15 protein-coding genes and 1 tRNA gene are annotated in these 18,833 nt (G+C 49.5%); 4 read left to right on the top strand and 12 right to left on the bottom strand.

The window, feature by feature from the left end; all coding sequences use genetic code 11:
• Positions 1-232: 232 nt before the first annotated feature.
• Positions 233-1,297: a FecR family protein gene (locus QFZ51_RS23900; protein ID WP_429049703.1), complete on the bottom strand. Its 1,065-nt coding sequence runs from the start codon at positions 1,295-1,297 to the stop codon at positions 233-235.
• A 116-nt stretch (positions 1,298-1,413) separates the two neighbouring features.
• Complete coding sequence (locus tag QFZ51_RS23895; protein WP_370907496.1) at positions 1,414-2,007, bottom strand: RNA polymerase sigma-70 factor; 594 nt, start codon at positions 2,005-2,007, stop codon at positions 1,414-1,416.
• 166 nt (positions 2,008-2,173) lie between these two features.
• On the opposite strand from QFZ51_RS23895, the gene xseA reads away from it, so the two are divergent.
• Positions 2,174-3,613, top strand: a complete 1,440-nt coding sequence (gene xseA / locus QFZ51_RS23890) for an exodeoxyribonuclease VII large subunit (RefSeq protein WP_429049699.1) — start codon at positions 2,174-2,176, stop codon at positions 3,611-3,613.
• On the top strand, positions 3,591-3,794 hold the full coding sequence (xseB, locus tag QFZ51_RS23885; protein ID WP_370907494.1) for an exodeoxyribonuclease VII small subunit: 204 nt from the start codon (positions 3,591-3,593) through the stop codon (positions 3,792-3,794). Before xseA ends, xseB begins: the two co-directional genes overlap by 23 nt.
• Positions 3,795-3,985: 191 nt before the next feature.
• Here xseB and QFZ51_RS23880 read toward each other — a convergent pair whose 3' ends face one another.
• The 4 genes from QFZ51_RS23880 to QFZ51_RS23865 form a co-directional block, all read right to left on the bottom strand.
• Positions 3,986-5,140 (bottom strand): BamA/TamA family outer membrane protein, encoded by a 1,155-nt coding sequence (locus QFZ51_RS23880; protein WP_429049696.1) that lies wholly within the window; start codon positions 5,138-5,140, stop codon positions 3,986-3,988.
• Positions 5,141-5,274: 134 nt separating this feature from the next.
• The gene (locus QFZ51_RS23875) at positions 5,275-6,165 is read right to left on the bottom strand and encodes a hypothetical protein (protein WP_429049693.1); all 891 of its coding nucleotides are present in this window, start codon (positions 6,163-6,165) and stop codon (positions 5,275-5,277) included.
• A complete protein-coding gene (locus tag QFZ51_RS23870) occupies positions 6,152-7,504 on the bottom strand; it encodes a hypothetical protein (protein WP_429049690.1) in 1,353 nt (450 codons plus the stop codon). The genes QFZ51_RS23875 and QFZ51_RS23870 overlap by 14 nt, the downstream gene beginning before the upstream one ends.
• A gap of 78 nt (positions 7,505-7,582) precedes the next feature.
• Positions 7,583-7,699: transfer RNA gene (locus QFZ51_RS23865), tRNA-OTHER, on the bottom strand.
• Between the two features lie 241 nt (positions 7,700-7,940).
• Between QFZ51_RS23865 and QFZ51_RS23860 the strand changes: the two genes are divergently transcribed.
• Complete coding sequence (locus tag QFZ51_RS23860) at positions 7,941-8,951, top strand: helix-turn-helix transcriptional regulator (protein ID WP_429049688.1); 1,011 nt, start codon at positions 7,941-7,943, stop codon at positions 8,949-8,951.
• A 21-nt stretch (positions 8,952-8,972) separates the two neighbouring features.
• Here the strand turns inward: QFZ51_RS23860 and QFZ51_RS23855 are convergent, their stop codons facing one another.
• From QFZ51_RS23855 to QFZ51_RS23830, 6 genes are all read right to left on the bottom strand, one after another.
• Entirely contained in the window at positions 8,973-10,412 is a 1,440-nt protein-coding gene (locus tag QFZ51_RS23855; protein WP_429049686.1) for a c-type cytochrome domain-containing protein, read from the bottom strand.
• Positions 10,409-11,341: a sugar phosphate isomerase/epimerase family protein gene (locus QFZ51_RS23850; protein ID WP_429049683.1), complete on the bottom strand. Its 933-nt coding sequence runs from the start codon at positions 11,339-11,341 to the stop codon at positions 10,409-10,411. The genes QFZ51_RS23855 and QFZ51_RS23850 overlap by 4 nt, the downstream gene beginning before the upstream one ends.
• 7 nt (positions 11,342-11,348) lie before the next feature.
• Complete coding sequence (locus QFZ51_RS23845; protein ID WP_429049681.1) at positions 11,349-12,836, bottom strand: DUF1501 domain-containing protein; 1,488 nt, start codon at positions 12,834-12,836, stop codon at positions 11,349-11,351.
• 6 nt (positions 12,837-12,842) lie between these two features.
• Positions 12,843-15,581 (bottom strand): DUF1553 domain-containing protein, encoded by a 2,739-nt coding sequence (locus QFZ51_RS23840; protein ID WP_429049678.1) that lies wholly within the window; start codon positions 15,579-15,581, stop codon positions 12,843-12,845.
• Positions 15,582-15,657: 76 nt separating this feature from the next.
• The gene (locus tag QFZ51_RS23835) at positions 15,658-16,539 is read right to left on the bottom strand and encodes a helix-turn-helix domain-containing protein (RefSeq protein WP_429049675.1); all 882 of its coding nucleotides are present in this window, start codon (positions 16,537-16,539) and stop codon (positions 15,658-15,660) included.
• A 449-nt stretch (positions 16,540-16,988) separates the two neighbouring features.
• Entirely contained in the window at positions 16,989-17,573 is a 585-nt protein-coding gene (locus QFZ51_RS23830) for a pentapeptide repeat-containing protein (RefSeq protein WP_429049673.1), read from the bottom strand.
• A gap of 124 nt (positions 17,574-17,697) precedes the next feature.
• Between QFZ51_RS23830 and dinB the strand changes: the two genes are divergently transcribed.
• On the top strand, positions 17,698-18,816 hold the full coding sequence (dinB, locus tag QFZ51_RS23825) for a DNA polymerase IV (RefSeq protein WP_429049670.1): 1,119 nt from the start codon (positions 17,698-17,700) through the stop codon (positions 18,814-18,816).
• Positions 18,817-18,833: the final 17 nt, after the last annotated feature.

Below are 18,833 nucleotides of genomic sequence, written 5' to 3'. Positions count from 1 at the left end.
CTCCGGCCGGGCGGAAGCCAATTGTCCACTGTACTTTTTTTCATACATTTGTTTTGTTGGTTAATTAATTTGTTGATGGAAAGTTTACCCAATACAAAGCTGTTAACCGATATTTACACGGGGAATGGTGCGAACATTTCCCGTTTTTTTTCGGTTTTAAGCGGTCCTTGATAAATTAGTAATTACTCGTTGTTCAGACTGTCAGTTTGATTTTTTTACAGGTGAAGAAATGTTAGTCAATCCATATTTTGCCTTCTGCATCTTTATGCCATGAAAACGATAGGGTTGTTTCCAGGGCATTCAATACTTCTTCCAGGCTTTCTGATTCGAAAACACCAGTAAAGTAGAGTTGTTTTTTACGGTTGTCACTAAAGTTGATTTCCACCCCATACCACTGCTCCAGCATATATACTACTTTGTCGAGCTGCATATGTTTAAAGGCCAGTTTGTTTTGTACCCAGGCCGTTTCCGGAATGATGCTATCTCTTAATGTGGTGAGTTTGGTTTTATATACGACGACAGGGATATTTACTGTGGTGGTGTTTTCTGTTGTTGCGGCTGTTTGCGGGTGTACAGGCACTGTCAGTTTTTCGTTGGGCTTCAGCGATACTACCTGGCTGGAAGCATCATTCAGCACCACTTCCACGGAGCCTTGCACGAGCGATGCTACTGCACTGTCTTCCTGCGGATAGGCCCTTACATTAAAGGAAGTACCGAGTACTCTTACATTAAAGGCTTTCGTATGAACGCGGAAGGGGCGTTCCGCATCGGCGGTTACCATGAAAAAGGCTTCTCCTTCCAGGGTAACTTCCCGTGGCTGATGTGCGGCGAATTGTTGGGGATAGTCCAGTTTACTGCCGGCATTGAGCCATACCCTGCTACCATCGGGTAACAGCACCTGTGAGCGCATGCGTTTGTCGGTAACCAGCTGTGATAAAGCCGGTGGCAGTTTTGCTTTTTGTGTGTACCGCCAATATCCGCCCAGGGCGAAGAGCAGGAGAAGTCCTGCTGCGATGCCGCTGTACAGCAACCATCTGCGTCCGCCTGCGGGCGTTTCCTCATAGGGCGTAGTGTCGGGCAGGTTTTGCAGGCGTTGCTGGTGTTTTTCCAGTTGCAGCTGCACCTGCATTGGTGTGTATACTTTACCTGCCGGTGCCCAGTTTTGCGCAAACACTTCCCGGATGTAGCTGGCATCCGGGTATTGCTGCAGCAATTGTTCCAATGCAGCAGCTTCTTTTTCAGTTAATTCGCCGGCCATTTCGCGGGCCAGCAACGCATAAAGTTTTTCCTGATCCATAGTGTCAGTGAAGAACAAAAAGGCGCCTGTTTTAGTGTAGGAGGCAATTTTGTTCCTGCATCTATAAGAAGGACAAACTAAACAGTGAAAGTTCCCTAAAGGAAATCAAAAAAAAATTATGAGTCCAGCCGGAGGTAGGTTTGGGCGGTTTCGTCGGAGAGGTCGAAGCGGATGGCCTGGGATATTTTTTTAACGGCGATGGTGAGTTGTGCGTCTACCGTTTTAGTGGAAATATTCAGTAGCTCTGCTACTTCGCGGTAGCTGAGGCGGTCTTGTTTTATTAAGCGGAAAATCAGCTGGCAGCGGGACGGCAGGCTGCGGATGGCCCTTTCTATTTTTTGAGATACTTCGGCGGATACCATCCCGTTCTCTGCATCGGGGGCAATGGCCAGCATGTCTGTATTCAACGCATCCAGTGAATGATGCTGATGTCTTTTCTGTTGGCGGAGCGTGTTCAGGGAAAGATTTTTAGTGCTTACATAAAGGTATACCACCGGGTTTTGTACATGCGACAAATCATTCCGCTTTTGCCACAATGAAAGAAATACATCCGACACAATTTCTTCTGCCAGATGGAATGATGAAACAATGGATGCAGAAAAGTGTATCAGCCGGGCACATAATGCTATGTATAGTTCATTGTACGCCTGGATACTGTTGTCATAGCAGACCCTTTCAAAAAGCCCTTTTATCTGCTCATTTTCTCTCATGGCGCAAAAATATATAAATCGGAATAAGTCTGTTATTAAGTGTTTGTTACGGTTTTGGTTGATCCGGCATTCTTTTCATAACTCAATGGACAGCAATATATACATTTCCCCCGGTATTCCATGAGAGGGTTCATAATAAACGTTTTACTTATCTTTACCTATTAGCATGACCGATTCTCCATCCATAAAGTTATCTGTTCTTACCGGGAAAATCCAGCAGGCGCTTCAACAGGTGTTTGCGGAGCAAACTTATTGGGTAGTGGCAGATATCACCAATCATTCTTATTACCAGCAAAAGGGATATCATTATTTCGACCTGGTGGAAAAAGAAGAACATGCGGGTGGTATTGTGGCCAAAGTTTCGGCGGTTGCCTGGGGAAATGGCGCTATCCGGGTAAAGGAATTTGAAATTGTTACCGGGCAGCAGTTTAAGAACGATATTCACGTATTGGTAAAGGTATCTGTAGGATACCACCAGGTGCATGGATTACAGATCACGCTGCTGGATATAGATACCAGTTTTACGGTGGGATTGCTGGAGCAGCAGAAGCAGCAAACCCTGTTGCGGCTTACCACTGAATGCGCCGATTATATCCGTAAGTCGGGCGACCGCTACATTACCCGCAACAACCAGTTGCCGTTGCCTGCTGTGATCCAGCGGCTGGCGGTGATTACATCCGGCAACTCCGCCGGGTACCAGGATTTCCGGCACACACTGGAGCACAATCATTTCGGGTATACCTTTAAAATCGACAACTATTTCACCGTAGTGCAGGGGGAAACAAAAGCGGAGCTGGTGCAACAGCGGCTGATAGACATCTACCAGCGCGGGGTGCCATACGATGCTGTGGTAATTATCCGTGGGGGCGGTGCGCAAACCGACTTCCTGATCTTCGATACTTTTATCCTGGGCAGGGCGGTGGCAAAGTTCCCTATCCCCGTGATCACCGGGATAGGGCATCAGAAAAATGAAACCATCACGGATATGATGGCGCATACCGCCACCAAAACGCCTACCAAAGCGGCGGAGCTGATCATTGCGCACAACCGGTTGTTTGAAGAAGCGGTGGTCAATATGCAACAGAATATTATCATCCGTTCGCAGCAGTTGTTTTCCGCGCATTTCCAGGCATTATCTTATCTCAACAATGCCATCATTAACCAGTCGCGCACACTGCTGGCCAATCATAAAGAAGCGTTGCATGCGCGTAACAACGTGGTGCTGCATACTTCGAAGTCGATATTGCTGAACCGCCACCGGGAGCTGATGACTGTATCCAACGCGGTGTTATCCAAACCGCGGATCATTGTTTCCAACCGGCTGAATGACCTTAGCAATATGGTAGGTCGTTTCCGTTCGTTCAGCAGGCTATTTATTCAAAGCAAAAGGGGGCAGGTAGCGCATTACGACTCCCTGTTCAAACTGATGAGTCCTGCCAGTATCCTGAAACGCGGCTTTGCCATTGTATACCAGGACGGGCACATTCTTCCCGATGCAACCTCCCTCCAGCCGGGAAGTCATATCACGGTGCTGTTGCAGGATGCATCGCTGGAAGCAACTATTACTGAAAAAAATACTGTACATGAGCCAGGAACTGACATATGAAGCTGCCTATAATGAATTGCAGCTGATCGCTGAAGAAATAGAGAATGAAGCTGTTTCGGTAGATCTGCTGGCAGAAAAGGTAAAACGGGCGGCTATTCTTATTGAATTTTGCCAGCAAAAATTACGCGCCACCGAAACGGAGGTGAATAATATTATTAAACAGATGGAGGGGAATAAGTAAGCTTCTTACCAGGTAGCCATAGGGGCAAACCTGCTTCGCAGTGGCTTAGGACATACCTGGCGCATGCCTTATTCATGGAGGAAACACGGAGGTGATGTGGAGGTGACGTGGACTTGATCTGGGAACCTTCTGCTGTAAAGGATTTGAGGCCGGTGAAGCGATGGTGTTTAGACAGAAAAGCTGCCTTCTCCCTAGAAAACCTCGTTAATGCCAAAGTAAAAACCCTGCTGATCTTTTCCCCTGCCATAATCCAGCCGGATATTGACTCTTTTTTTAAACTCCCAGCGGTAGCCGATGCCATAGCTGACCAGTGACTGGCGGAATTCAAACTCATTGAAGCGGGGAAACACGTTGCCGCCACCTACCCATAGGGCCAGACCGCTGCGGTTGTAGATCTTCTGGCGGAGTTCCACCTGTGCGGCCACGTAGTTTTTGTCGCGGAACCGGCCTTCATAATAGCCCCGGAGACGGCTGGAGCCACCGGCTTCACCGAGCAGGCTCCAGGGAACATCGCCACTGCGTTCTTCTGCATACAGATCGGTGGCCAGTACGGCGCCTTTCCATAGTTGTTTGTACCAGTCGAACTGCAGATCCAGTTGCGAAAATACGGCTTTATTGCCCATGAACGAGGGGAAGAAACGGTATCCCAACCGTATATACATGCCTTTGTAGGCATTGGGAATAAAGTCGCGGGTGTCGTATACAATAAATGGGCCGGCCCCGATGCCGAGTACCTTTCCGGGAACCATCAGGGGTTTGCCGCCGGCAGTATCCAGTTTTTTGGTTTGTACGTTCTGGATTTGTGTGCAGAGGCCCACGAACAGGTTTCCGTTCACGTTGATGCTGAAGTCGGCCTGGAGTTTTTCTGTGAGCTGCACGTATTCCGTATAATCATCTTTGCGGCTGCCGGCTTCATAGCCGATGCCCCAGTATTTATTGGGCCGGGAGCTGAAGGAGGCTTTTAACGCCAGCCGGAACCGGTCGTGCGGAAATATAGTGGTGTTGCTGATGCCGATTCCATAAAAGCCGGTGAGGGCGCCGGAGGCGTACACGGCGGCGTTGGAAACGGGCAGCAGGGAGTCGTTTTTATCTGTTTTGTATTGTGCGGCCATCATTACGGCCAGTCCGAAGCTGGTTTCGGGAGTGTATACGGGGCCGCCGATGAAGCTGAGATCTACCTTCTTCTTTTTCTTTTCTACGTTGGTATGCTGGAGGTAATACTTGATGTTATCAAAAAAACCTTTGGGCGCTGAGATGGTGGCTGTTGAGTCTGCCGTGCTTTCCTGCTGGGCATACCCTACAGCAGGCGTAACCAGTAGCAGTAGTAGTAAAATCTTTCTATCCATGTATGACAATGGAATGAATATAGGACGATTTTCAGAAAATTGACGTGGGGGTATGCAAAAAGTGTGTTAAAACATATAACGGACAGCAGCACGGGGCTGGCCCGGCTGCTGTTGTTTTATAGGGGGAAAACAAATTAATCGATGAGCAATTGTGTCACGGCGGCGGTATTCAGGGCCCATTGCATGGTATACACTTCGTCGGCGTTTGTGTCGCTGGTCAGTTGTAATTGCTGGGCCTCCGCTTTGGCGGCTAACAGCTGGCCAATGCTTAGTTTGCTGTCCAGTTTTTTCAGGATAGCCTGTACATTGGCGGTGCTGAGGTCCTGTATCATCTGGCCATCGAAAGCCATTTCCAGCCAGATGATTTCCCGTGCGGCTACGTCCAGGACGCCGAATACGAGTCCTTTGGTTAATCCGCCCGTAACGCGCACCATATGATCCACGCAGGATGGGTCGTAGGCTACCCCTTTCGCGGATACCTTCATCGGGTGTTTGCTGTTCATCCATCCCAGTACCAGGTTCACGGCGATGGCGCCCTGGCTGTAGGCATTGCAGGTGAAAGTAACATATTGTGCGCCAGCCTTGGCCAATGCAGGAATGTCTATTTCAATGTATTCCGCTGTACCTACTTTTTCCGGTATCGAGCGGATATCCCCGCTATGGATACACCCGGTTGTTTTCAGATATTGGAAGGAGCAGGTATCTGTACGGTTGTTTTCGTAGGCAATACGGCAGCTCAGGTCCATATCTAGGTGCTGGGCGGCTAATCCTTTACCCCATTGCATGAACAGGATGATTTTATCGCTTTCCACTTTAAACCGGGTACCCATTAACGCGCCTGGCAGGTCTTGTACCTGTTCGCTGCGGTCGCCGATAGCCAGCGGTATTTTAAACAGCTCCGGTGCAATGTAGATGCTTTGAGCAGTGGTGGCCACTGCGGCAAAGCGTTTCTTCATGGCCAGGATGCAAAGGTCAGTTACTGCCTGCTGCATTTCCTGCAACTGCTCGTCTTCATAGATGTTCATCTGCCGGTTGGCAAGGATGCTTTTCCCAATACCTCCCAGTGGTTTTTACCGCACGGGTGGTGGATTTATCAAAATAATACCCTGCGTACATCTGTAAGGTCAGCAACAGCCGGGCCGGCACTTTATCCGTAATTTCCGCAAAGGCGGCGGTCACCGCTTCCGGTCCGAACCACAGCATGTTGGCAAACAGCGAGCGGGCAAAAAGACCCGGACGTTGTTTCAGCAGCTGCAGCGTGGTAGCTTCATCATAGCGCAAACGGTAGTAGTTCACCCGTTCCTGCCACACGGTATAATCCTGGCGGTAGAACCGGTCCATCAGTTCACGCAGTTTACCAAACCCTTCACGTTTGCTGAATTCCGCCAGGCGCAGGGCGCGGATGAAGCGTACCCACATCCCGCGTTGCGGGTGCATGGTTTCGCACATGGTAGTTATGTCCATTTCCAGGTTGTTCAGCCAGCGCGCGGCTATCAGTCCCTGCTGACGGCTGTATTTCAGTTTCAGGGCCGCAGCCGTTGATGCCGTTTGTACCGTAGGGTAAATATCCGGGCGGACCTGCCGCTGGTTTTTGGTTTTCCGTTTAATGATCACACCGGGTTTGATCAGCTGGAGGAACCCCGTATGTTTGTACCACAGGTAACGGAGTATATCCGTTGGCGTAGTAAACAGTTTCCCTGCCTGTTCCGCTTCATCTTTTTCGATCAGCACATCTATTACGGCTATTACGGTTTCTTTCATCCCGATTTTTACTGCTGGCAGCGGGAAGGTATGCATCAATGCCTTCAGGCTTTCCACCTGGGTAGCATCCAGTGCGGTTTTGGAGGTCAGCAGATCTTCCAGGTATTGGGCCGCCAGTTGGTCATCCCAGCGTTTCAGCACGCGGATCTTACTTCCCTGGCCTATGTTTTCCAGTTCGCCGGTTTCAAACGGTGTACCGCAGTAAGGACAGCCGTTATATCTTTCCAGCGGAAAAGTATTGGGAGGAATGATATGGCCGCATTGGAGTGTAGTACCAGGACCGTTAAATATATTAGTGAAATAAGTGACCAGGTGATCAACGAATGATTCATTGGTAGGCACCTGCCAGTTTTTTATCAGCGGGGTCCAGTTGGTGTTTACGCCCATCACTTCCCGGAATGTTTCCAGGATCGTAGCCTGGTAAGCCGGTGTGGTATGGTTCAGTGCATGCAGGAGATCTTCCGTTACGCCGAATCCCAGTTTAGCGAGATTGGCCACCAGCAAGCCGGCTGCAGGGGTGATCTGTGAGGTGTTTTCCTCCACCACTGTTTGCGGAATGTAAATCGCCTGTTGTGTTAATCCTGTTCTTAATAAAGTGTTCATTGTAATGGTATTTAATAATCAGATAATTTTGCTGCTGTTTATCCAAAAATGAAGTAAGCAACAATTGACCTCGATTCGTAAAGCAGGCTGGATTCGAACCAGCAACTCCGGATTGGAGTCTGGAAGTAAGTTTCAATTGACCCTTTGGTAATTTTAAAACTAGCGACCGGTGTTCAACCATTGAACTACTGCTTTCCCATCTTCTGCGTTAATTATAAATGTGCTTTAGGTTCGTGAAGTAACATTTATTTGACCGCTTCCGATGACACAAAGATGCGCATGTATCTGCGCAGTATAACTGCGCACTTTAATATTTATTGAAAAATAATTTTAAAGAGTTGGTTATCTGTGGTTTGTATTTCCTTCTTTCTAAAAAGAAAAAATACTACGCAGGTATAATGCGCAGTATTTTTGTTTCTTTGTACAAATTATTAGTATGTCCATCAATAAACTGGCGTTGATCCGGTACAAAGCCATTGATGAGTGCCTGCGTAACCGTTATCGTAAATGGACGCTGGAAGATCTCATTGAAAAAGTAGCGGAGGTGTTGTATGATCTTGAAGGCATCAGCAGCGGGGTGAGTAAACGCACCATACAGGCGGATATTCAGCTGATGCGCAGCGATAAACTGGGTTATAATGCGCCTGTTATTGTGAAGGACCGTAAGTATTATGCTTACAGTGATGCGGCCTATAGCATTACCAATGCGCCCATTAACAATGCAGATGTAGATAAAATGAAAGAAATAGTAGCGGTGCTGAAACAGTTTAACGGCTTCAGTTATTTCGATGATATGAGCGACATGATTGCCCGGCTGGAAAACAACCTGTATAAATCTACGGACGCACATCTCAACTGCATCCAGCTGGAAAATAACCATCGGCTGCTGGGCTTATCGCATATCAACCCGCTTTACCAGGCAATCCTGCATAAAAAAGCCCTCCTGGTAGAATATAAATCTTTTAAAGCCAGTAAAGCGCAGGAGTTTATCTGTTATCCCTACCTGCTGAAAGAATACCGTAACCGCTGGTTCCTTATTACGCGGAATAAACGCACCCCGCAGCTGGTTACCCTCGCGCTGGACAGGATCATCAGCATACAGGAATTACCGAAAGAGCAATTTATGGCCTGGGACGGAATGCCCTTTGACGAATATTATGATAACCTCATTGGCGTTACCAAAACGGAAAAAGATCCTGCACATAAAGTAGTGCTGCAAATTGATAACAAGCATGCACCTTATGTGCTTACAAAGCCGCTGCATCATTCGCAGGAAATATTAAAGGAAGATGAACAGGCCACCATCGTGAGTATCGACGTGGTGCTGAACTTTGAACTGGAGCGGGAAATCCTGGGATTCGGGGAACATATAAAGGTACTGTCCCCCAAATCCCTGGCTAAAAAAATTGCATTGCGACTGGCACAAGCCGCGCAGGAGTACGAATAACGCGTATGCCTGCACGATAATTTACCCGCTGATTTTATGATAGATGACTGTGTCAGAAGCCAGTTGTTGTAAACGGTAACCACCGGTATCCAGTTTCAGTTTGGGTAAAGCTTGCTGGAGTTGCCAGAGTGCTGCCGGTGTAAAGCCTGCCTGGTATACATATAACTGTTGCAGTTTTTTATTTTGCTGCAGCGATAATAATCCTTCTGCATTTACCGCCGTCCCGGCGAGATTCAGATACCGCAGTTCCCTGCAGTTGCCCAGCTCATTTAAGCCATTACCTTTAATGGCAGTATTCCTCAGATCCAGGCGGGTGAGCTTCTTCAGCTGACCGAGCACGGCCAATGCGCTGTCGGTAATGGCCGTACCGGAAAGGTCCAGCCAGATCAGTTGGTCCTTTAAGCCCAGCAACAACTGCATATCACGGTTGCTGAAGCCGGCGGCATTGATGGCGTCTACAGTGAGGTAATGACTGCCAGCGCCCACCGGCATTACTTTTACTTTTAGTGCTTCCAGGGCAGCCATCTTTTGTTCACTGGCCGCACCGGTATTTTCTTCCGGAACAAATTCCTGTTTATCCAGTGGGGTAGCGGGTTGCATTCCTTCCAGCACCGCCATGATCCGGGGCGTTTTTTCCAGCTCTTTTACTGTTTTGCCCGCAGGAGCGCCTTCCGCTATCCACCAGTGCAACAGTTCCAGTTCCTGCGGCGTTACGGACGGTTTGCCTTTTGGCGGCATCCGGTGTTCGTCTTCTTCAGGGAGTATCAGACGTTTGAATAATTCGCTTTCTTCCGGGAGACTGTCCTTTAGCACTGGTCCGTGCTCTCCGCCTTTACGGATGAGGGCAATGGATTCCAGCCGCAGACCGCCTTTCAGCTTCTGTTCATTATGACAGCCATAGCAACGGTTGGTGAGTACCGGCCGCACCAGGTCTTCATACAAACGGGCATCGCCAATATTCGTATAGGCGGCGGCGTTAGTCACTGCTTTGTTCATGCCGGTGATCCGCTGTAACGGGGCGGGCATGGCCTGGGTGAGGTAGTCATCGCCGTGGGTAAGACTACCGCCGTAATGCCCGGCGGCGCCCAGCAGCAATACCATCAGCAGGGCAGCAGGCAGTTGCAGGCGGGGAAAGCGGTGTTTGTTTCTTTCCAGCAGGTACAACCCGGTGCTGATAACGGCTACGCCTATACCGAGATATTTATGCGTTTGCATTAATGTTTCTTCGTACCCTCCATCGAGAGACAGGAGGTAGCCGGTGATGCAGCTGAGTATGGCCGACAAGGCAGCCGCCAGCAATACTGCCGGCAGGGCTGTTTGTACATGCCGCCACTTTTCCCTGCGCGCCAGCAGTGTTAATATAAATGCAATAATTAAAATGCCGATAGGCAGGTGTACCAGTAAAGGATGCGAACGTCCAATAAATATACTCCAGCTGCCGCTACTGATCAATAATCTCATGGTTTGCTGTAACGTTGTTTTAGCTGGTTCATCATAAATACATTAATATCCCATTGATCGGCTACCGGCTGCCGGGTATAGGGCAGGGTAGGCAGGTAATCGGCCGGACCAAACTCCGTGAGGAAGGTAAGCGGTTTGCCGGCGGCCTGGTGCCGTTGCACGATCTGATCCCACCAGCTGAAATGTGCTTTCACTGCGGCGGCCCATTCCGGCGCGCGGGGATCGTTCACCTGCGGTCCTTCCGGATGCCCGATGCGGGCGTGTATATGGCCTGCGCGTGCCAATGCTTTGGCTACTGTAGCCTGTTGGTCCTGCAATAAGGTTTCGTGTACATTGCACCAGTGTGAAATATCGAGGGTAAGGCGCAGGTCGGGTTTTGCATCGATGAATTTACCGGCAATATGTGCTGCAAACAACATGCGTGAGCGGTGTGTTTCATGGTATACCGGAATGCCTGTTTGTTTAGATATCCGGTTGGTCATATCTATTAATGCACTGTTTTGTTCAAAGGAAAAATAATCCCTTCCGGAGTGGCAGTTGATATACAGCGGTTTGATTTTATTATTGCCGGTGGCTGCTTTCAGCATGGTTTCAAACTGCTGTGCGTGTTTCGTATAGTCGCTGTCGTAACCCGCGCATAAATAACCTACTTCCAGTCCGTGTTGTTCCACTGCGGCAAATAGTTCCTGTTGGGCGGCAGTTTCGTTGGGCCACCATATTTCGAGTCCGTCGTATCCTGCCTTTTTTGCCTGTGCGCAAAAGTCGTTGATGCTGCCGTTGTAGCCCCAGTTGGTGGCCAGTACAATAAGGCGGTATCCGTCTTTTGCGGCGGCGGGTATTCCTGTGGCAAATGCCGGCAGGGAAGGGATACATAATGCGGAACCCAGTATGGCTGATTGTTTGATAAAATTTCTCCTGTTACTGTTCATGTACGGTTTAGCTTAGTATGGGTGTAATTACTTTTCCGCCGGTGTCTGTGAGGCGGAATGGCCGGCCCTGGAACTGGTAGGTGAGCTTTTCATGATCGAAGCCCAGCTGTTGCAGGATGGTGGCATGAATATCGTTGATGGCTACTTTTCCTTTCACGGCGGCATAGCCTATTTCATCGGTTTCTCCGTAGGAAAATCCTTTTTTGATACCGGCGCCCGCCATCCACATGGTGAAGGCTTCTACGTGGTGATCGCGGCCCAGGAAGGGCATGTCTTTGCCGTCCCTGTTTTCCTGCATAGGTGTTCTGCCAAATTCGCCACCCCATACTACCAGGGTTTCATCCAGCAAGCCGCGTTGTTTCAGGTCCTGCAGCAGTGCGGTAATGGGACGGTCAATTTCGCGGCATTTATTACGGAAGCCGTAGTCGATGGCCAGGTTTTCATCTGTACCATGACTATCCCAGCCCCAGTCGTACAGCTGTACAAACCGTACGCCTTTCTCCACGAGCTTGCGGGCCAGGAGGCAGTTGTTGGCAAATGATTCCTTGCCTGGCTGTGTGCCATACATTTCATGAATATAATCCGGTTCCTTGTTGATGTTCATTACTTCGGGTACGGAGATCTGCATTTTATAGGCGAGCTCGTACTGTGAGATGCGCGACAGGGTTTCCGGGTCGCCAAAGGTGGTGTATTCCTGTTTGTTGATTTCGTTGATGGCATTGATAGATTCCTTGCGCAGGTCGCGGCTCATGCCTTCCGGATCGGTGAGGTACAGTACGGGTTCTCCCTTGGTGCGGCATTGTACGCCCTGGTATACGGAGGGAAGGAAACCGCTGCCCCATACGCTTTTGCCGGCGTCGGGAGTTTTACCACCGGAGGTAAGTACTACAAAGCCGGGGAGGTTATCGTTTTCGGAACCGAGGCCGTAAGTCACCCATGAGCCGATGCTGGGCCGCCCGAGCCGCGCGCTGCCGGTTTGCATGAGCAATTGAGCGGGGCCGTGGTTGAACTGGTCTGTTTGCACGGCTTTCAAAAAGCTCACGTCGTCCGCCATGGTAGCGAAATGTGGCAGGTGGTCGGATACCCAGGCGCGTGATTCCCCGTGTTGGGAGAAGACGGCCTGTGGTCCCAGCATTTTAGGAACGCCGCGGATGAAGGCAAACTTTTTACCTTCCAGCAGGGATGGAGGACACAGTTGATTATGTAATTTTTGCAGGGCGGGTTTATAGTCGAACAGTTCCAGCTGGGAGGGTGCCCCTGCCATGTGGAGGTAGATCACGCTTTTTGCCCGTGCGGGAAACTGTGGTACGCGGGGCGCCATTGGGTTGCCCGCGAGGTCCAGCAAGGTTTTGGTGCTGCTGCCGCAGCTGGCCAGGAAAGAGCTGAAGGCGGCTGCGCCCAGGCCTTTCACACAGTCCGTGAGGAAGTGGCGGCGGGTGAAATACCGCAGTGTTTGATCGTTTGCTTCCTTTATCAGTCGTGCATGCTTAGTCATACCGGGTCAGGATTTAGTCAGGAATTCATCCAGGTTCATAATAGCGTTGGCTACTACGGTGAGTGCTGCCAGTTCCGCTTTTTGTGGTGTATTATCTTTGTGTTGCAACAGTTTGTCGGCTTCCGCGGGTTTTTGTTTGTATTCCGCGAGTGCCTGTTTATACAGTGTTTGCAATACTTTCAGTTTATTTTCAGGCAATGGTTTGTACATAGCGGTCTGATAACCCCAACGGATACCCGCAGTGGCGTCGTTGCCGCCATTTTTCAGCATATGCCTGGCCAGTGAGGCAGCGGTTTCCACATATACCGGGTCGTTGAGGGTAACCAGTGCCTGTAGTGGCGTGTTGGTGCGGATGCGCCGTTGCAGGCATACTTCGCGGCTGCTGCCGTCGAAGGAGAGCATGGACGGATAGGGGCTGGTACGTTTTTGGAAAACATATACTGCCCGGCGGTACTGGTTGCCGTCGTCGGCAGTTTTCCAGTAGGCGCCGCTCCAAACGGATTGCCAGATGTTATCGGGTTGATATGGCATGATGCTGGGGCCGTGTAGCTGACGGTTGAGGAGGCCGCTCACGGTGAGTGCCTGGTCTCTTACTTCTTCTGCTGTAAGCCTGAAATGCGGGCCCCTGGCGAGCAGGCGGTTAGCCGGATCTTTTTCCTGCAGTTCCGGTGTGCTGGCAGAGGATTGTTTATAAGCGGCAGATAATACGATTTCGCGCAGCATTGGTTTTACATGCCATTTGTATTTGTGCATAAACTGGTAGGCCAGGTAATCGAGCAGTTCGGGATGCGACGGGGTGAAACCCTGTGTGCCAAAGTCTTCTATGGTTTCCACGATGCCGGTGCCAAAGATCTGTTCCCATAAACGGTTCACCATTACGCGGGCCGTGAGGGGATTTTTTGTATCGGTGAGCCACATGGCGAAACCCAGCCGGTTGCGTGGCGCTTTTGCGGGGAATGGGTTCAGGGAGTGTGGTACATCCGGTGTAACTGCTTTCCCTTTTACCATCCAGTTGCCGCGTTCAAACACGTTGGTGACGCGTGCCATTACCGGCGGATTTTCTATCATCACCGGTACGTCGTCTGGGTTTTGGTTAATGAGTGTTAACCAGGTGTTGTTGATCTGATCATAACCTGGTTTTCCTTTACCGGGAATGTCGTCGAGGTAGGCGAACCATTCCACGCTGCACACCGCATCTGCGGGGTTGAGGGAAGGGTTGCGGAAAATGAGGTAAAGATCATGTGTGCCTGTTACCGGTGGGAGTGGCATACTGATGGCGAGCCGCCCGTTGGTGGGGGCCAGTGTATGTTTGATAATGGTGCGGCCATTTAAGCTGTCGAGTCTGAATTCTACGGAGCCGCCTTTGCTGCCGGTCCAGTAGTTCATGAGCAGTTGTGTTTTGCCTTCCAGGTTCTGTTTGGGAAGGCGGCAGCTGCCGTTATTCCGGATGCCCATGTATTTGGTATCCAGCAGGGCGCCGTTGATATAGTTATCGGCAACGTGGGCGTGTACTTTTGGTTCCAGTACTTTCAGGAATTCCTGTACATCTTTTGCCTGTTGGGCGGTACCGTTTTGCGCTACCCAGTCGCTTACCTTTTTTACTTCTGCCGTACTAACGCTGTCGTACAAACGAAGTTTAGGATGTTCCATGTGGGTATCTTCATCACGGGTATTATTAAGGAAGGCCATCAGTTTATAATAGTCTTCAAAGCGGAAGGGGTCGTAAGGGTGGCTGTGGCATTGCACGCATGCGATGGTAACGCCCTGGAATACATCCATGGTGGTGCTTACGCGGTCCATTACGGCGGCGGTGCGGAATTCTTCATCCTGGGTACCGCCCTCGTCGTTGGTCATGGTATTGCGGTTAAATGCCGTAGCGATGAGCTGGTCGCGGGTAGGATCGGGGAGCAGGTCGCCGGCCAGTTGTTCGATGGTGAAGCTGTCGTACGGCATATCGCTGTTAAATGCGTCAATCACCCAGTCGCGGTACCGCCATATTTTCCGGCTGTCGTCCCTTTCGTAACCTTTAGTATCGGAGTAGCGGGCGAGGTCGAGCCACATGGCGGCCCAGCGTTCACCGTAGTGTGGCGATTGCAGGAGGCTGTCCACTATTTTTTCATAGGCGTGTTCGTCGGTGCTGGCGGCAAACTGCTGTGCCATTTCAGGTGTTGGCGGCAAACCGGTAAGATCGAGGCTTACGCGGCGGAGCAGGGTCATTTTATCTGCTTCCGGGGAGGGCTTCAATCCTTCCTGTTTCAGTTTTTCCTGTATGAAGTGGTCTATTTCGTTGCCGTTGGTAATAGTAATATCAGGTACCGGAACATTTTTGGGAGATATATACGCCCAGTGTTCTCCCCATTCCGCGCCCTGTTTCACCCAGCGGGTGAGGATATCTATTTCGGCGTTGGTGAGTGGTTCTCCTTTCTGCGGCATCCGTTCTTTTGGATCTTTGCAGGTAAGGCGGCGGATAAATTCGCTTTTTTCGGGATGACCCGGAATGATGGCGGGTTTGCCGGATTTGGTAATGCCAAGGGCTTCTTCCCGGAACAGCACACTGAATCCGCCATTTTGTTTTACTCCTCCGTGGCAACTGATACAATGCTTGTTAAGCACTGGTTTTACCTCGGTACTGAAGTCTACTTTTTTATCGGTATGGCAGGCGGCAAACAGCAGGCCTGCCCCCACTGTTATGGTGAGGCTCACTGTAATCCTCAACGTGGAGAAATGGAACATTGTTTTTTTCATTGACGTCTGTAAAAATAAGCCGGGACCATCGAATAGTGGCTAGATGATATGCTGATTATGATGGATTATCTTACGGTCAGAACTTCCTTTCCCTGTACTGATTGGGTGATACACCCATCACCTTGGTAAACATCCGGGAAAAGTAATAGGGATCTTCCATGCCAAGCAGGGCGGCTATTTCTTTGATACGTGATTGGGTGAAGAGCAGGTACTGGCAAGCCTTTTGAACCTTCAGCTGGTTGAAATATTCGATGGGAGAGAAGCCCGTATTGGTTTTAAAGAGATAGGAGAAGTGCGATTGGGAGAGGTTTACCGCCTGTGCCATCTGTTGCAGGGTAAGCATCTGATCGAGGTGTTTGTTCATATAATCGATGCACTGGTCAATGGCATCGTGTTGCTGGGCGGGCTTTCCGGGCTGTGTGAAATCCGGGTAAATGCAGGACGACAGGAACGACCAGAAATTCATGTTGGACCACACCAGGTTTTCATCGCGGTAACCCCGCTGCAGTTGGTGATAGATCCGTTCAAACAGCTGGATCCGTTCCGGGGAATGGGGAAGGAATACCCGGTTGCCATTCCATTCCCTGACCGCCGATTGTACGATCCCATCCGCGCTGGTACCCTGGAAATGCGCCCAGTAGATGGTCCAGGGATCACTCTCATCTGCGCTGTATTCATGCGCCCATTTGCGGGGCAGCAGGAAGCAATCGCCCGCCTGGATAGTATATACCTCTTTTTTCAACGTGATACTGCCCTTACCCTCCACGCAATAAATCAGGATGTGCTGCTCCGCCCCCTGCGCTCTTTTGCGGTGGTGGAACAATGCTTTCGGATAATAACCGATATCGGTGAGGTGCAAGGGTGTGAGTACCGCTTCCCGGGCACATTTCCTGCTCAGGATATTACGCGGGATCACGATCATCCGCTGGCCCTGAAATCCTTCTTTCTTCCTGATCATAACGCAGCCGGTTTTCTTCCCAAAGTAAGAAAATCCATTTTTATAACAATACTCGGTAGCGGGTTTTGTCTTACTCAGGATTAAACTTATTTCACTGATTACGCTGATTTGATCACTTTGGATTTTAAAAGATTTGGGGAGATAAAAGCGGATATTTTCGCTTATATCTCCCCAATCATTTAAAATCCTTTATAAAATCTAAAAGTAAAAATCAGTAAAATCAGCGTAATCAGCGAGAACGACAAAATCCGCGTCTCCGCTTTTATCTCCCAAAATCATATAAAAATCCAAAGTGATCAAATCAGCGTAATCAGTAAAATCAGCGTAATCAGCGAGAAAGACAAAATCCGCGTCTCCGCTTTTATCTCCCAAAATCATATAAAAATCCAAAGTGATCAAATCAGCGTAATCAATGAAATAAGTTTAATCCTGAGTAAGACAACCTCCGCTTATTCCACGATCTCCACACCCAACCCATCCAGCAGCGACAACGCATCCGGCAAACTGAACTTCGCCTTTCTAATTTTATTGGTGTGTACATCAATGGCATACCGTTGTGCACCCACAAAGTTAGCCTGGGTGAGGTCTGTGTCGGAAAAGCGGGCTCCCGCCAGATCGGTGCCGCGGAAATCCGCCTGCGATAAATTACAGCCGGAAAAATCGGCTTCGTCAGCCTGGCAGTGGAGGAAGATCCCTTTTTTCAGATTCTTACCCGAAAAACTGCAGTAGCTCAGGCGGCTGTGGTGAAACTCTACGGTAAGTGAGTTGCGGGCATTATGCCAGGCAATACCAATGGCTTTGGTATGTTGCAGGATCACTTTGTTGAAAGAAGTTTGTTTGAATTTTATCAATGATAAATCGCATTCTTCAAAGGTGCATTTATCAAAAGTACATTCTTCAAAAACGCATTCCTTCAAACTGCATTTATAAAAATGGCAATCGTAGAACTCCCTGCCCGAGATGGTTTTGCCCTCCCAGATGATATTTTCAAATTTTTTATGTTCGTGCGAAATTTCCTGATCGTAGCCGGACACGGTGAATAGTTTAAGGTGTGAAGGTAGGGATTATGTTTTAGCAGTGAAGGCGTAAAAAAAATCATTTTGTGAGCCTGAATAGCTAAATACTGAATATCTTTATGTTTGCTTCCGGGATGTAGAAATGGAGAACCGTTCAAACAGCATACAACGAAAAATTATTCATATTGATATGGATGCGTTTTACGCATCTGTAGAGCAGCGCGATAACCCCATCTACCGCGGCAAAGCCATTGCGGTGGGCGGTTCGCCGGAAGGCCGGGGTGGAGTAGTAGCCACTGCCAGCTATGAGGCGCGCAAATTTGGCGTACGTTCCGCGATGCCTTCCAAAAGAGCGTTGCAGTTATGTCCTGAGTTGATTTTTGTCCGCCCCCGGTTTGATGCTTACAAGGAGGCTTCGCGGCATATCCGGGAAATATTTTCCCGGTATACCGATCTGATTGAGCCTTTATCGCTTGATGAAGCTTACCTGGATGTAACGGAAGACAAGCAGGGTATCGGCTCTGCCATTGAAATTGCCAAACTGATCAAGCAGGCCATCCGGGATGAGTTACAGCTGACTGCATCGGCGGGCGTGTCTGTCAATAAGTTTGTGGCTAAAATAGCGTCGGACCTCAACAAGCCGGACGGGCTTACGTTTATCGGGCCATCGTCTATTGAATCGTTTATGGAAACGCTGGTGGTAGAGAAGTTTCACGGAGTGGGAAAAGTGACGGCAGATAAAATGAAAAGGATGGGACTCTTTACCGGGGCTGATCTGAAGAAATTGTCGGAGCAGGATCTGAAAACCCATTTTGGCAAGGTGGGCAGCTTTTACTACCGGATTGTGCGGGGCATAGATGACCGCGAGGTGCAGCCGCACCGGGAAACCAAATCGCTTGGCGCAGAGGATACGTTCCCCTATGATCTTACCTTGATCGCCGATATGGAAGCAGAGCTGGAGAAGATCGGGAAAACCGTATACGACCGGTTGCAGCGCTATAACCTGAAAGGCCGCACTATTACCCTGAAAATAAAATACAGTGATTTTAAACAGATCACGCGGAATCAGTCCTTTCCGTTTCCGGTAGGAGATTACGATATCATTGTAGACACGGCAAAGCAATTGCTGGCAGCTACTTATCCGGAAGATAAGCGAATCCGCCTGTTAGGCATTACTCTGTCTAATTTCAATGATGCGCCGATGAACCAGGAGAAACTTCCTCCGTCAGGACAGCTTTCGTTGTTCAATTTTGATGAATAGCGAATGTGAAAACAGCC

This window comes from Chitinophaga sp. W3I9 (assembly GCF_050434025.1).
Taxonomy (GTDB): Bacteria; Bacteroidota; Bacteroidia; order Chitinophagales; family Chitinophagaceae; genus Chitinophaga.
The sequence above is the reverse complement of the archived record's forward strand: the minus strand, read 5'-3'. Positions and strand labels throughout refer to the sequence as shown.